The 13,006-nt window shown below is 61.8% G+C and carries 9 protein-coding genes; 5 read left to right on the top strand and 4 right to left on the bottom strand.

All coding sequences use genetic code 11. The annotated features are described in order from the left end of the window. Positions 1-277: 277 nt before the first annotated feature. The 4 genes from ACILSR_RS12130 to ACILSR_RS12145 all read right to left on the bottom strand — a co-directional run bounded on the left by ACILSR_RS12130 (position 278) and on the right by ACILSR_RS12145 (position 5,164). Positions 278-1,756: a hypothetical protein gene (locus ACILSR_RS12130; protein WP_395750039.1), complete on the bottom strand. Its 1,479-nt coding sequence runs from the start codon at positions 1,754-1,756 to the stop codon at positions 278-280. 51 nt (positions 1,757-1,807) lie between these two features. Next, positions 1,808-2,824, bottom strand: coding sequence for a beta-ketoacyl-ACP synthase III (locus tag ACILSR_RS12135; protein WP_395750040.1), 1,017 nt, complete (start codon positions 2,822-2,824; stop codon positions 1,808-1,810). Then, the gene (plsX, locus tag ACILSR_RS12140; protein WP_395750041.1) at positions 2,811-3,833 is read right to left on the bottom strand and encodes a phosphate acyltransferase PlsX; all 1,023 of its coding nucleotides are present in this window, start codon (positions 3,831-3,833) and stop codon (positions 2,811-2,813) included. Before plsX ends, ACILSR_RS12135 begins: the two co-directional genes overlap by 14 nt. A 269-nt stretch (positions 3,834-4,102) precedes the next feature. After that, a complete protein-coding gene (locus ACILSR_RS12145; protein WP_395750042.1) occupies positions 4,103-5,164 on the bottom strand; it encodes a hypothetical protein in 1,062 nt (353 codons plus the stop codon). 138 nt (positions 5,165-5,302) lie between these two features. Here ACILSR_RS12145 and ACILSR_RS12150 point away from each other — a divergent pair, with 138 nt between their 5' ends. The 5 genes from ACILSR_RS12150 (at position 5,303) to ACILSR_RS12170 (ending at position 13,006) form a co-directional block, all read left to right on the top strand. Continuing rightward, positions 5,303-5,548 (top strand): hypothetical protein, encoded by a 246-nt coding sequence (locus tag ACILSR_RS12150; RefSeq protein WP_395750043.1) that lies wholly within the window; start codon positions 5,303-5,305, stop codon positions 5,546-5,548. Between the two features lie 245 nt (positions 5,549-5,793). Beyond that, positions 5,794-7,104 carry an MFS transporter gene (locus tag ACILSR_RS12155; protein ID WP_395750044.1) on the top strand — a complete coding sequence of 437 codons (1,311 nt, stop codon included), beginning with the start codon at positions 5,794-5,796 and terminating at the stop codon, positions 7,102-7,104. Next, positions 7,101-7,802: a class I SAM-dependent methyltransferase gene (locus ACILSR_RS12160; RefSeq protein WP_395750045.1), complete on the top strand. Its 702-nt coding sequence runs from the start codon at positions 7,101-7,103 to the stop codon at positions 7,800-7,802. The genes ACILSR_RS12155 and ACILSR_RS12160 overlap by 4 nt, the downstream gene beginning before the upstream one ends. A gap of 87 nt (positions 7,803-7,889) precedes the next feature. Further along, complete coding sequence (locus tag ACILSR_RS12165; RefSeq protein WP_395750046.1) at positions 7,890-9,248, top strand: S1C family serine protease; 1,359 nt, start codon at positions 7,890-7,892, stop codon at positions 9,246-9,248. Positions 9,249-9,271: 23 nt separating this feature from the next. Next, positions 9,272-13,006 carry a hypothetical protein gene (locus tag ACILSR_RS12170; RefSeq protein ID WP_395750047.1) on the top strand — a complete coding sequence of 1,245 codons (3,735 nt, stop codon included), beginning with the start codon at positions 9,272-9,274 and terminating at the stop codon, positions 13,004-13,006.

Consider the following 13,006-nt stretch of genomic DNA (forward strand, 5'->3'; position numbering starts at 1 on the left):
TCAAAAGTCTTGTCACCTTGCCCGGACGGCGGAGCGGCCCCATGGGCTGCGTTAGTCGCTTGCCTGTTATTCTTCAATAGCAGACGGCGCTCCCGCCTTGCCACTGGGGCCGCTGCGCTCGCCGGTGCAATAGGACAATTTTTTCGAGAACTGGCCTAAAAGGGCGCATTGCTGGACCCCGGCCCTTTTTCCACGCGGTGCGGAGGCAGACAAAAGGGGCATGCGCGGCAGGTCGTGCGCCTCCCGGTGCGAGAGCTGATAATCGCGAGTACTTGGGTTACTCAAACCGGAAGGAAAACACATCCGCGTCCCGCAGCACCCAGCGCAGGCGCACGGGCTTGCCGGCCAGGGCGGAGACATCGCTGCCTGCCTTCCAGGCGATGACGCGGTCGATGGAGTCGTAAGAGACCGCCTGACAGTCCGCCAGTGTGAAGCCGGGCAGGGGCTTGCCAGCGGCGTCCAGGATCTCCACAGCCACGGAGCCTGCTGCTCCGGTGGAAAGGTTCAGGTGCAGGGCCTTGCCGGTAAAGGTGAAGGGCTTGGTGACCATCGCTGCTTCGGCATAGTCCGCATGCAGGGAGGCAAAGCCGTCCACCCTCAGTGTCAGGCGCTCCAGCCAGGCCGCCGTCTGGCCGTAGGAGCGTTCGACAAAGAGAGACATCTCCGCAGGCCCGGTCCGCACCACGCCGCAGGCGGGGTAGTTGCTGCGGCTGGTCCAGTTGTGCAGGTCACTGCCCGGGCGGACGAAGCCCTCCATGAAGCTGCGATTGTAGGCCGTGGTGCCGGCGCGGCTGGTCATCAGCACGGCCTCGGAGCAGTCTTTAATCAGGGCAGGGTAGGCCTTGGTGTCTGCGGCCAGCTCTTTTTTGGTTTCTTCGTCCAGCACGGCTTTGCCAGGCATGTAGCGTGCGGCGGTGGAGATGTAATGGTGCGGCGCATTGAAATAGGGATTCGTCTGGCTGATGTAGATATGGTCCACCAGCGGCTGATCGCAGGTCATCTGCACGGCATCGGTCCAGGTCAGGAAATCTTTGCTTGTGGCGCGGCTCACCCAGCGCACGCCCTTTGGCTTCCAGGTTTTTTCATCCACCCCGCCACCGGTGAAGACGCGGAAGTAGGCCACGTAGCACTGCTCCGCCTCGGACCAGAATGAAACGTTCTGCGAATCAAACGCCCCTTTGGTGATGACCGCCTTCTCCTGCATTTTCTGCCAGTGCAGGCCGTCTGCCGAGACGAAGGCGCTGAGGCCGCCGTATTTGCCGCCCAGCCCAGCGAGGGCCTTGTAGCGCTGCTCTTTGGGCACGCCGGGGCGCTTGTCGATGAACGGTGCAAAGTTGTGCGTGTAGGGAGCCAGATTGGCCAGCATGACGTTGTTGTCCTTGCTGCCATTGATCTCATGCAGGCCCAGCTTCGGCTTCACCCAGGTTTTGCCGTCGGCAGACTCCGCGTAGCAGGTCACCTCGCCGGTGGTGCCGTCCTTGAAGCCCGCATTTCCCCGGTAGTACATCTGGTATTTTTTGGCCTCGTCATTGTGGATGACCGTGATGTACGCGCTGAAGCGGCCCTCCCACGGCTGGTCAAACTTCACTGCACTGCCTGCGCTTTCCGGATGATGCAGCCGCAGAGTAGCACCCTCCATCTGGTCGATGAGCAGCTTGTCCACAAACAGCTCCCGGCGTGAACCCAGAGAGATGGGTTCAGCAGCAGAAGCGAGGCTGAGGCCGAAGGCGAGGCAGGGGAGAAGAGTGCGGCACATGCCCACTCATACTGGCGCTGGCAGGGGTATGTTGCAGCGAAGCGTGCTCCTTTACCACCGCACCACGGAGCTGGCCCAGGTAAAGCCGCCGCCGAAGGCCACGAGGAGCACGACATCGCCCTTCTTGAGGCGGCCGGCCTTGTTGGCTTCGTCGAGCGCCACGGGAATGGTGGCGGCGCTGGTGTTGCCGTATTTGTCCAGATTCATGAACACTCGCTCCAGCGGCAAATTCAGACGTTCGGCAATGGCGCTGATGATGCGGGCATTGGCCTGGTGCGGAATGACGAGGCTCACGTCCGAGGCGCTGAGTCCTGCGATCTCCAGCGCCTGCTGGGAGGCCTCCAGCATGCGCGTCACGGCGTGCTTGAAGGTTTCACGGCCTTCCATGTGGATGGTGTTCGGGTAGGACGCCACGTTCTCCGGGGTGATCGGGCAGGCCGAGCCGCCGCCGGGGACTTTGAGCACATCGGCCAGGGTGCCGTCCGTGCCCATGACGGTGGAAAGCACGCGCCCGGGAGCATCCACGGACTCGTCCGCGCGGCGGATCACCACCGCACCCGCGCCATCACCAAACAGCACGCAGGTGTTGCGGTCCTTCCAATTGATCAGGCTGCTGAGCTTCTCCGCGCCGATGACCAGGGCGGTGGTGCGGTTGCCGGTATTGATGAAATGGCGCGCGACCTGCAGCGCGTAGAGGAAGCCGGAGCACGCCGCCGAGATGTCAAAGCACACCGCATTGGTGGCGCCGATCTTCTTCTGCACAAAGCACGCGGTGGAGGGGAAGAACATGTCCGCCGTTACGGTGGCCACGATGATGAGCTGGATTTCCTCCGGGGAAACTCCTGCGCTTGCCATGGCACGGCGCGCGGCTTCGGACGCCAGATCGCTCGTGGCCTGCTCCGGTGCGGCGATGCGGCGCTCTTTGATGCCGGTGCGGGAGGTGATCCATTCGTCCGAGGTCTCCACGATCTTGGAGAGATCGTCGTTGGTCAGCACTTTTTCTGGCATGTAACTGCCGGTGCCAATGATGCTGGAAGTGCAAAAAGGCTGGGAACTAGGAGCGGGCATGGAGGGAGATTGAGTGGGCGGTGGCTGCTGCTTCGATGTGCGGGCCTACCTGATGTTGGATGGATTCACAAGCCTGACGGATGGCGTTCTTCATGGCAAGCGGAGATGCACTGCCATGGGCGATGATGGTGATGCCGCGCAGGCCCAGCAGCGGCATGCCGCCGACCTCGTCGGGATTCGTGCGGTGGTGCACGCGTTTGAAGGCGGGCTTGGCCAGCAGGCCGCCGATCTTCGTCCAGAAGCCGCTCTTAATTTCGCTCTTCACCATGCTGAAGATGGTGTGGGCCAGCGCTTCGGCGTTTTTCAAGATGACATTGCCCGTAAAGCCATCGCACACCACGACGTCCGGCGGCGTCTCCCACACATCGTGGCCTTCCACGTTGCCGATGAAGTTGAGCCCGGCGGTGTGGCGCAGCAGCTTGCTGGTCTCTTTGCAGAGGGCGTTGCCTTTTTCCTCCTCCGTGCCGTTGGACATGAGGCCCACGCTGGGGTTTTGACGGCCCAGCACGTGGCGGGCAAAGGCGCTGCCCATGATGGCGTTCTGCACCAGATGGGTTGGCTCGCTGTCGGGATTGGCCCCGGCGTCGATCAGCACCCAGTGCTTGGTCAGAGAGGGCATGATGGAAGCGATGGCCGGGCGCTCGATGTGCGTCAGCGTGCGCATTTTAATCAGGGATGCCGTCACGGCGGCACCGGTGTGCCCGGCGCTGACCACGGCGTCCGCCTTGCCAGCCTTCACCAGGTCCACAGCCACGCTGATGGAGCTGTCCTTCTTCTTGCGGACGGCGTCCAGGCCGCTGTCCGCCATGTCCACCACCTGGCTGGCGGGCACGATCTCCAGCTTCGGGCTGGACACCCCCTGGGCTTTCAATTCCTTTTCGATGGCCTCCGGCACGCCCACTAGAAACAGCGTGGTGATGGCAGGCAGCGACTCGAGGGCGAGTTTGACGCCGGCGATGGGGTTTTGCGGGGCGAAATCGCCCCCCATGACATCCAGTGCGATCTTCATTCCTGCGGTTGCGTGAGAGTCTTCAAAAGTATCGGGAAAGAAATCTTAAAGCGTGCGAAGCGGGGAATGCAAACGGGAGTTTTTGGGGCGGGGGCAAAATGGGGTTCGGAGGCCAGATCTGACTTGGAAAAGTTATGGCCGCGCACCATGCGGGAGGGCTGCCGGAGGCCGCTCCCCGAGGGGCGCATGGCTCGGCCCGGCCCTAAAAGAAATCGGGGGTGCCAAGATGACACCCCCGACGAGAAAAAACGCTGGTTCCTGCGGCGGGCCTAGTACACGCCTTCCACGATGGTCTTTTCCATGGCGCCGAAGGGGCGCACGTCCGCCACGCCGTCCCACGCATAAGGGGCGCGGGGCTTGCGGCGCATGGCTTCGTCGCGCTCCAGGAAGCGGGGCATGAAGAACTCCTTGGTCAGGGTGGTCAGTTCCACGCGGCCCCAGGTGTCATACTCCACGGTCTTGTCGGTCTCTTTGGGATCGACCACACGCAGCACGGCGCGGGGCTGCGGCGCGTAGTAGGTGATGGAAAAGTTGTCCTCGGGGGTGAGGGGGACGCTGGCGGCCAGGCCCATGAGGGTGTTGCCGTAGGTGGGGTAGAAGCCGATGCGGTTTTCCAGCACTTCTTCCACGATGAAACGCACATACTGCGGGGTCATGGTGGTGCCGCCCACGAAGCAGCCTCGGATGCCGGCGGCGTAGAGGTCCACCTTCTCGGCGAGGGCTTCCAGGAGCTTCGGCGTGGTGAAGATGGCGGAAATCTTGCGGTTCTTCAGCAGCAGCACGGCCTGATCAATCACATGGTCCATGTACTGGCGGGCCACGTCTCCCTGCTTGTTGGAAATGAGCTTCTTCACGAAGCGGGGGTCAAGATCCACGAAGTAGCAGGAGCTGCCACGGTAGTTGGCCAGATGCTCCACGGCGAGGCGGAGGCGGCGGGGGCCGGTGGGGCCGACCATGATCCAGGATTCACCGGGCGGGAAGTGCTTGTCGTCCAGCTTGTGGCTGAACTCCTCGTAATCCACGCGGAAGTCGTTCCAGCCGATGCGCTGCTTGGGCATGCCGGTGGTGCCGCCGGTTTCAAAGATGTTGAAGGGCTTGCCCTTGAAGGCGGCAGGCACCCAGACTTCCGGCTGCTGATCGCGCAGCCATTCGTCCTGGAAGTGGGGGAAGTTTGCCAGAATGTCCTCGTAGCTGTTCACCTTGCCACGGGGATCGAAATTCTTCTTCGCCCAGTCGAGCCAGAAGGGGCAGCCGGTCTCCGGGGAGAAATGCCAGTTGATGATTTCGCGGACTTGGTTGTCGAGCTGGGCTTTGGCTACGTCTGGGGTCATGGAGGTCGAGGGTAGGGGAAGGGCGACTTTGAAAAGGGCGGCAGTAAACGAAAGTGAAAAACGCTGCCTTTCGAGCAATCCGCCTTGAATTTTTTTCCGGCGAAACCGCCAAACGGTGCGAATACTCATTCAGCAACCATGAAACTCAATCACCTGTTCTTCTCCGCGGCCATGCTGCTGGCCCTGTCTTCCTGTGTGGTCGGTCCTGGCTACAGACGCCCCGTTGTGCGCGGTCCTGTTTACGGCGGTCCTGTGGTCCGCCCGGTCGTCGTGCCGGTGGGCGCGCGTCCGCACTACCATGGCGGCGTGCGGTATTACCACCATAACAACGTCTGGTATCGCCCCCATGCCGGCGGTCACATCATCGTGCCCCGTCCGTATTGAGCCTCGCCGCAAGGAGGAATGGAGCGCGGGCCTCCGAGCCCGCAGCACTCCTCAGTATGCATAAACCCCGCACTATCCAGTTTCCTTCGCCACACCCAGAACCAGTGTGCTTGCGACAGCCGGCGATGGAATAACCCACGTTGCGCATGCACCACCTGCTGCGGGCTCGGAGGCCCGCGCTCCGGGAGTTGCGCATTTCAAGGAACACTGGCGTGCGGGCCGAATGATGCTCTCATGCGGCCCGCATGAAGCCGCATGACGCTGAAGCAGAAGCTTTCTCCGCCGCCACCTACCGCAAGGTGGCTTGGCGGCTCATTCCCTTTCTCTTTGGCTGCTACATCCTGGCCTACCTGGACCGGGTGAACGTGGGCTTTGCCAAGCTGGGGATGAAGGTGGAGCCGTGGTTTTCGGACGCGGTGTTTGCCACGGGCTCGGGCATCTTTTTCATCGGCTACTTTCTGTTTGAAGTGCCGGGAAACATCGTGCTGCATCGGGTGGGGGCGCGGCTGTGGATCGCGCGGATCATGGTGGGCTGGGGCATTGTTTCGGCGCTGATGGCGTTCTGCGACAGCCCGGCGATGTTTTACTGGATGCGGTTTTTGCTGGGCATCGCGGAGGCGGGGTTCTTCCCGGGGATCATTCTGTACCTGACCTACTGGTTTCCGCGCGAGCATCGGGCGCGAGTGGTGGCGTTGTTCATGACGGCGATCGCTCTGGCGGGGGTGTTTGGCTCCCCGCTCTCCGGCTGGCTGCTGGAACGTGCCACGAACTGGTATGGCCTCAAAGCCTGGCAGTGGCTCTTTATCATCGAAGGGCTGCCGAGTGTGGTCATTGGCTGCACCGTACCGTTTCTGCTGACGGACCGCCCGGCGCAGGCGAAGTGGCTGACGCCGGAGGAAAAGGCGCTGCTGCAAGCCCGGCTGGACGCCGATGAAAAGGCGAAGGCCGGGGAAGGGCATGAAAACCACAGCGCGTGGGATGCCTTCAAAAGTCCGCAGGTCTGGCTGTGCAGTGTCATTTACTTCGGCATCGTGGTGGGCATCTATGGCGCTTCCTTCTGGCTGCCGCAGATCGTGGAAAACACCTTCACGAAAGACAAATGGCTGGTGGGTCTGTACTCCGCCATCCCATGGAGCTGCGCGGCGGTGGGCATGGTGCTGGTGTGCCGCCACTCGGACCGTACGCGCGAGCGCCGCTGGCATGTGGGCCTCTCCGCGCTGGTGGCTGCGGTGGCGTTTGTGGTGAGCGGGCTGCCGGGCCTGCCGCCGGTGGCTGTCATGGTGGCGCTCGCGTTTGCGATCACCGGAGTCATGGCTGCCGCGTCCTGCTTTTGGGCGCTGCCCACGTCCATCCTCTCCGGCACTGCAGCGGCGGCGGGCATCGCTTTGATCAATTCCCTCGGCAACCTCGCCGGCTACCTGAGCCCGGAAATGGTGGCCTATCTGAAAAAACACTACGACATGAGCATGGCGCTCAATGGCATCGCCGCCATGGTCGCCCTCAGTGCCGTGACCGTTCTGTTTGGCCGCACCGACGCCGCACCCTGCAAAAAATGACTCTCACCCAAGACGACAACACCGCCCTCTTTCGCAAAGCCTGGACGCTTTACGACACCATCTCGGAGAAGAACTACATGTTTCACCGGGAGATTTACGCGCAGGTGGCCGACCTGCTGCGGCAGCGCCACGCGCAGGGGCCTTACCACCTGCTGGATCTCGGCTGCGGCAATGCGCGCTTCCTTGCGCCCTGCCTGCAGGCCGCGCCGCCGGAGACCTATGACGGCGTGGACCTTTCCGCCTCCGCGCTGGATGAGGCGCGTGGGTATCTAAAAGGGGTCGCCAATGCCGGGCTGCACCAAAAGGACATGCTGCAGGCCATTGAGAATGCGGACACCGCCTTTGACGTCATCTTCAGCGGCTTTGCGATGCACCATCTGGATGCCGCAGGCAAGCAGCGCCTCTTCACCGCCTGCGCCGAGCGTCTGGCCCCCGGTGGCAGCTTCATCCTGGTGGATGTGGTGCGCGAGGAGGGGCAGACACGTGAGCAATACCTGGACGGCTATCTCGACTTCATGCGCACCCAGTGGACGGAGGTGGCCCCGGATCAACTCGATGAAGCCTGCGCGCATGTGGCGGCCTACGACTTCCCCGAAACCCTCGCCGATCTCACGCAGATGGCCCGGGCGGCAGGACTGTCGCAAGCGCGGGTGCTGGATCGTTTTGCCCAGCACCATGTGATGGTTTTTCTAAGTTAGTTTTGGAAATTCTTATTGCCAGTTTCTCGGGCTGTTTGTTAGGTTCGCGAAATGCGATTATTGCTCTGCTGTTTCTTGCTGACCTGCATGGCTGCAGCCCAGGATTTGGCCTCAAAGCTGAGGCGGGATGACGCGCCGCTGGCGAATCCGGGCACGGTCGTGCTGAGCTATCGCAAGGCCGTGGGAGCCGTGCGTGAAAGTGTGGTGACGATCTGGGTCCGGCATTGGAAGCCTAGGAACGAATGGTTGGATGACCGATATGATCTCATGCCGCATGACGCACGCCGACCCGCAGGCAACGGCAGCGGCATCGTGCTGACCAAAGATGGACTGGTCATGACCAACTACCATGTGGTAAACGGAGCCCAGGAGATCATGCTGCGGGCACGTGGCAGCACGGAGGATGTTCCGGCTGAAATTGTGGGCATGGACGGGGCGACAGATGTGGCGCTGCTGCGGGCAAAGAGCGGCACATGGCAGCCGGCCACCATGACAAACAGTGACGGCACGGAGCCGGGCGATGTCGTGCTGGCTCTGGGCAGCCCCTTTGGCCTGGAGCAGACTGTGACGCAGGGCATCGTCAGCGCCACCGGACGTGCGGAAATCCGCGGGCTTGCCAGCAGTTTGCAGGACTTCATCCAGACCGACGCCGCCATCAATCCGGGCAACTCCGGTGGTCCGCTGATCGATGGCCTCGGTCGCGTCATCGGCATGAACACAGCGCGCTATGGCGGGGAGGGGATCGGACTTGCCGTTCCGGCGAATCTGGCGCTGAAGGTGGCGGATGATCTTCTGAAAAACGGGCAGGTGCGGCGCGGCTTCCTCGGGGCTCGACTGGTCGATGTAACGGACGACGTGATCGCGGAGTTGAAACTGGGATCCGCTGTGAAAGGAGCCGTGGTGATGCAAGTCGAGGAAGGGCAGCCGGCGGCGCAGGCCGGTCTGCTGCCTGGGGATGTGATCACCGCGGTGAACGGGCAGGCGGTGACGAGCCGTGCGCGCTTTCTCATGCGCATGACGACGTTTCAACCTGGAGAGCGCGTGAAGCTCGCGTTTACGCGAAACAACAAGGTGCAGGATGTCACGGTAGCCCTGATTGAGACCCCCGGAACCAAGTCGCCGCCCAAGACGCTGGAATGGGAGCTGATCCCGGGACTGCGGGTGGCGCTGGTGGACGAAAAGCTGCGCAATCAGCTTCTGCTGCCGAAGACCTTTCAAGCCCTGCGGGCGCTCACCGACTTCAAAACGGCGGACGGCACACTCAAAGTGGCGGCGGGGGATTTTATTTTGCGGGTTAACGGCTACGGCGTCACTCGTTTCCTTGAGGACAGCGATGAGCAGTACCTTGAAAGGCTGCGCCCCAAGAAACCTCTCGTGCTGCTGCGACTGCAGCAAAAGTCCGGTGCAGAGACGGACATCGGATTCCCGCTGCCTGCCGTGAAGTAACCTGCCGCCAATCACCTCCCCTCATGAAGACGCCTCTTTGGTCCGCACTCCTGCTCACAGCCTGGATTCTCATGCCCGTGCATGGCGCTGAGCCCGTTTTGGAACAGGCCAACGGGAACAATCCGGCGTTGCTTGGATTTTTGGGCACCCCTGGTCCGGGAAGCTTCCTGCGCGGCACGCCAGTCTGGCATCGCAGCGGACAAATATTCGCGCTCGAGCCACACGCCGCCGGCCTCCACCGGTTGAGCATCTGGAAACCAGATCCGAAAACATTTCGTGCCGCACGCACGGCCATGTTCAATGTCGGAGAGTCATGGTGCGTTTCGCAGCGCGGAGACCTGCTCTGCGCACAGTCGCCGCGCAAAGACGACGAGGCGCTTGACCCTGCCACCAACCGGATGGCCTGGAAGCCGGGGGCGTTTGGTTGTTTCCGGATGCAGGACGGCAAACGGCTGTGGAAACTGCCGATACGCCAGAACGAATTCGTGACGGGAGCAGCGTTCACTTTGGATGACAAGATGGTGGTCGTGCTGAGCATCTGGAGCAATCAGAAGAGCCTGCGCCTGCTCGATGCCGCCAGTGGCATGCTGGTGCGCCAGCATGACTTCGAGGGGCGGGAGTTAGGGAGCGAATTCCGGTCATCGCGGCTGATGCTGCGTGCGGACGAGGTCTGGATGCAGCACAAAGAAGAGGATAAAACCGTCCTGCTGCGCCTGCCGCTGAGCACTTTGCAGCCGGTGAAGGTGAACTGCCCGCCGCTGGAGGAGTTCCGCGGCGAAGTCTCTGTGGCACCGGATGGCAGGCACATCCTACTGCATGGAAACGGCTACGTTGATTGCCTTGGCCTGAACAACGGCAAATGGAGTGCTGTTTATGAAGACCACGACTACACCCCGGTCACTGATGGCGCGGGAGGTGGAGACTATCTGCATGACGCCTTGTTCACTCCGGATGGTCGTGGCATCGTCCTTGTCTCCGATGACTTCGTGCGTGTGACGGATCTTGCCACGAAGAAGACGCGAAGCATCAAGCTGGATGTCTGCCAGGGGGGTACCCTTTCGCCTGATGGCGGACATCTGCTGCTGGAGTATGAGCATGGGCTTGAGATCATCAGCCTGCGTGAAACGGATGCCACCAATCCGGCGCGGTATCGCCAGTCGGTGCGCTGGCCCCATCTGCTCCGCTTTGCCAAGGACGGCGGGACGCTGTTTTGCAACGATGCCGAAGGGATCTGGGTCTGGGACATTGCGACCCGCAAGCCGCGTGCGTGGTTGAAGAGCCAGGACAACCATGTATCGATCGACAGCACCTTTGACACTCTGTCCTTGGTGGCAAACGAGACGGAGGCCATCTCGGAGGAGAATGACGATTATGTGCGGTGGAAGCTGCCCAAACTCAGCGGGCCACCACCCGAGGTGCCCTTGATGGTGAAACCGGAGCTGGCTTTCGGCGGCGTGCGTACCACTGGACGGGGGCCGTCGTCCTATTCCGGGGTGTTTGTCGATCCTACGGAGAAATGGTTCCTCGCGTCGAACAGCAACATGCAGACGGTCATTTATCGGGGGCTGGGCGCCGGCACCTCACACGCGGTGAAGGGCAAGATGAATTCGGTAAGCGCGGAGCATTGGTTTTTCGGACAGGATGACAGTTTTACGTTTTACAGCGAGATATCCAGTGGATGGCAGCGGCTTGATTTGCAGCAGGGCACGGTTGCCGAAGTGCCCGCCACCCGCTACGAGCCCATCGCAGTGCTGCCCAGGCGGCAGTTCGTGATCTGTGAAGCCAATGCGCGCATCTGGGCCAGCAGCTTGGACGGCAAGACAAAACTGCCCGACTTCGAAAAACCCGCCCGCGGTTATTCTACCGATCTCAATGGCAGGGCCGCGGTGAGCGCGGATGAAAAACGCTGCGCCTGGATGCTGATGGACGATGTGCGGCAGCGGCAGCACTTGTTTGTGTGGGAGATCGAAACGGGCAAACTGATCGGTCAGACGCCAATGATGACCAACGACATTACCTGCCTGGCGCTGCAGGCCGAGGGCACCATGGTGGCGTGCGGGCACCAGAACACCGCCATCTCGCTGTGGGATGTGGCAAAGCTCACGCCGCTGCCTGCTCCTGCTCCTGCCGCCACGCCGGCGACTGCGCCCCCCAGACCGGCTGCCACTCCCACGCCGAATTCACCAGCGCCTTCTGCCACGGTACGGCGTGAGCAACGATTCGGCAGCGGGTTGTGGGATTTTCGTGAAAACGGCACGGTGACGAAGGGCGCAAGTCTGCCGGAGGCCGGTCTGCTGCGTGTCGATTCCGCCCTCTTCGAATCGAAGGCGCACCACCTCGCGCATCCGTTTGATTTGAGCCGTTTTCAGAGCGCACAGTTAAATTTCGACGCCGAAACACGCCCCCGGCCCGGAGACCCGAAGTTCAGGCCGCTGACAAGCCGCCAGTACGTCGATGTTGCCGCCGGCCTTATCCAAATCAGCGAAGGGCGGGCGGGAGAGGTGTGGGTCTCCCGCCAGGTGGGCAATCCAGGAGGCTCAGGCGGTGCGTTCCTGACTTTCACCGACTCCCTCACGCTGCTTGGCAATGAGGAGAAGAATGTCGTGGTCGAGTTTGACGTGCGGTTTCCCGCGCTGACCAAGTCATTCGTCGATTCCAGTTTCAAGCCGGTGGGGATCGAGCCGGATGGCGCGCTGAAGGTCGCGGCGGACACCGTTTGGATCGCCGCATTGCCGGAGAAGGGCGCGGCGGCAACCGTGCCGGTGTTCATGTTTCGCAGCGCCTCCGGCAGTGCGACGGCGCGGCTGATGTGGAAGCCGGAGACCAGCACGCTCACCGTGCGGCATCCCGTCGCGCTTGCGCCTGGAGAGACGCGCCATGTGATGCATGCCTTGCGTGTGGTTACCTTGAAGGATGGCGAGTCGCCCGCGCAGATCACGGTGCCGCAGGTTACTGATCATGGCATCCTGACGGTGGAGTCCGTGCGGCGACGTGGTGTTAATTTTGGCCTGACAAGTGAGCACGACTCCACTCAACGCCATCCCAACTCACGCCGTATCCCCGACGAGTTTGGCGCGCAGTGGGAGATCGATGTTGGCGGCAGTTTCTCCAATGACACCACCACGTCTTCGGCGCATCAGTTGTGGATTGATGGAGCACCGCTGCCATTCAGCAGCCCCGGCATGTTTATTTTTAGCGGTCTGTCTTGGGCGTCTCTAGAAAAGATGACATTTTTGACCATGGTTAATGGTTCGTCGCTGGACAAACGAGTCACTGTGATGCGGGTCATCATGCGCTTGGGGGATCAGTCTCTGCCCCATATCATCGACCATGTCATCAATCAAACGGACCAGCCGGTGGTCGCGCATCTGGCTTATGTCAGCACTTTCGCCGAACCGGTGAAGGCGCTGTATGATGCCGGCGGACGTGCGGTGCAGCCGGCAGCGGCGCCTGTGGCGGGCGCGGCGCTCGGCGGTTCACTGATTGTGGAGTTCTCCGGGCCGACACGGCCGGCGACGGCGCTGGCATACTATCAAGAGGGTGCCGCCGCCGAACCCAAGGTTTCCTGGCCCTCGGCCAAACTGTTGAAAATCGAATATGAAATCACGCTGCCGCCAAAAAAATCCGTGGAATTCTGGCATGGTGCCACACAACGCGACCTAGCAAGCTTCAGTTCTGTCTCGGAGGCCTTCACCGGGGTGCTGCCCTTCAAGCGAAATCCCGTTTATCAACGGGAAGGTCTCATGAATGTGAAGTGA

Origin of the sequence: Prosthecobacter sp. (assembly GCF_044222565.1) — a bacterium.
Lineage (GTDB): Bacteria > Verrucomicrobiota > Verrucomicrobiia > Verrucomicrobiales > Verrucomicrobiaceae > Prosthecobacter.

Excerpts from the sequence above, each read along its gene's own strand:
- ACILSR_RS12135 (WP_395750040.1), bottom strand. The coding sequence starts at position 2,824 with ATGCCCGCTCCTAGTTCCCAGCCTTTTTGCACTTCCAGCATCATTGGC.
- ACILSR_RS12155 (WP_395750044.1), top strand. The coding sequence starts at position 5,794 with ATGAAGCCGCATGACGCTGAAGCAGAAGCTTTCTCCGCCGCCACCTAC.
- ACILSR_RS12130 (WP_395750039.1), bottom strand. The coding sequence starts at position 1,756 with ATGTGCCGCACTCTTCTCCCCTGCCTCGCCTTCGGCCTCAGCCTCGCT.
- ACILSR_RS12170 (WP_395750047.1), top strand. The coding sequence starts at position 9,272 with ATGAAGACGCCTCTTTGGTCCGCACTCCTGCTCACAGCCTGGATTCTC.
- plsX (WP_395750041.1), bottom strand. The coding sequence starts at position 3,833 with ATGAAGATCGCACTGGATGTCATGGGGGGCGATTTCGCCCCGCAAAAC.
- ACILSR_RS12165 (WP_395750046.1), top strand. The coding sequence starts at position 7,890 with ATGGCTGCAGCCCAGGATTTGGCCTCAAAGCTGAGGCGGGATGACGCG.
- ACILSR_RS12160 (WP_395750045.1), top strand. The coding sequence starts at position 7,101 with ATGACTCTCACCCAAGACGACAACACCGCCCTCTTTCGCAAAGCCTGG.
- ACILSR_RS12145 (WP_395750042.1), bottom strand. The coding sequence starts at position 5,164 with ATGACCCCAGACGTAGCCAAAGCCCAGCTCGACAACCAAGTCCGCGAA.
- ACILSR_RS12150 (WP_395750043.1), top strand. The coding sequence starts at position 5,303 with ATGAAACTCAATCACCTGTTCTTCTCCGCGGCCATGCTGCTGGCCCTG.